Genomic DNA, 1,331 nt, shown 5'->3' on the forward strand with positions numbered 1-1,331 from the left:
GGAATAATGCGCGTCGAGCGTGACCATGCGGCTGTCTTGAAATTCGCCTCCGCCAGGCCATACGCAACCCGCTGACCTATAGGCCCAAGCCCAAGGACGGTGATGCGCAGCTCATCGCGCCTCTTCGCTTCGCTCGGCAATGCCAGCCAAGTTCCTTCGCGTTGCGCAATGCGATAAGCACTGTCGTTCTGGAGATAGGCGAACGCGACGTGTAGAACATAACTCAACATCTGCTCGGCTTGGCCCTCATCCTGCAGCCGGGCGATCGGCATATCGACAGGGACACGCGGGTCGGCCAAAAGCTGATCGGCGCCAGCGCCGAAACAGAATATGGCCTTCAGACTTGGTGGCAAAGCTACCAAGTCGTCAGGCAATATCCAGCTGACGAGCAAATCGTAGTCCCACGACGGATCAGCAAGGGGCCAATGACGAAACTCTGCCCCTGGCGCTGCTGCCTTCAGATGCTGTTCAAAGGCGCGTGTCTGGCTAAGCCGGTCTGTCAGGACGACGCGCATCGTCAGGCACCGTTAAAAGCAAGACCGGCCAGGCGTCTGAGAGCGATCCACTCTAACCCGGCTGCACCGTCCGGATCTGCGGCATATTGTGCGGCAGTTCGCTCGCAAACTCCGCGAGAGGGGAGGCGCAGTGGGCGTCCGGTTGCTTGGGCGGCCAATTGCATGCGGCATGCCATCTCCAAATTGTACATGAGCGAGAAGGCTTCACCGACAGAACGACCGACGGTGAGAAGTCCATGGTTTCGCAGAATCATTGACTGGTTTTTACCGAGATCGGCCACCAGTCGTTCCTGTTCGCCCGGATCAAGCGCTATGCCTTCGAATTCGTGATAGCCGACATTGCCGTAGAACAGCAGTGCAGTTTGGTTGAGTGGCAGCAGTCCCTCCTCAAGGCAGCTAACCGCAACGCCGGCTGCCGTATGGGTATGCATCACACACATCGCATCCGGCCGGGCAGTGTGGACTGCCGTGTGGATGATGATGCCGGCCGAGTTGATCGGAACTTGCTGCCCACGCACCTGATTGCCATGGTGATCGATAACGGCCAGGGTTTCTGGTGCAACCTCTCTGAAAAGATCACCATAACGGTTAATTAGAAGTTTGTCGGGCTCATTGGGAAGCCGTGCCGAGATGTGGGTATGGATTAGATCATCCATTCCAAAATGCGCGACGAGACGATATGCAGCGGCCAAATCTTCGCGGGTCGCCAATTCTTCTGATGAGAACAAGTCCGGCATCTAAACCTCATAATACGTGAATCCCTGTATACAGGTATTTTAGGTGCGCGCGAGTGTCAACCGCCTTATGGCACAAACG

General features: G+C 56.6%; 1 protein-coding gene and 1 pseudogene. Both read right to left on the reverse strand.

Annotation, left to right across the window (positions count from 1 at the left end):
* Nucleotides 1-515, reverse strand: a pseudogene (locus tag ACXJ5O_RS27115) (hypothetical protein); the annotation flags it as partial.
* Nucleotides 516-517: 2 nt separating this feature from the next.
* Nucleotides 518-1,252, reverse strand: a complete 735-nt coding sequence (locus ACXJ5O_RS27120) for a class II aldolase/adducin family protein (protein ID WP_457302618.1) — start codon at nucleotides 1,250-1,252, stop codon at nucleotides 518-520.
* Nucleotides 1,253-1,331: the final 79 nt, after the last annotated feature.

This window comes from Phyllobacterium sp. P5_D12, assembly GCF_054049495.1.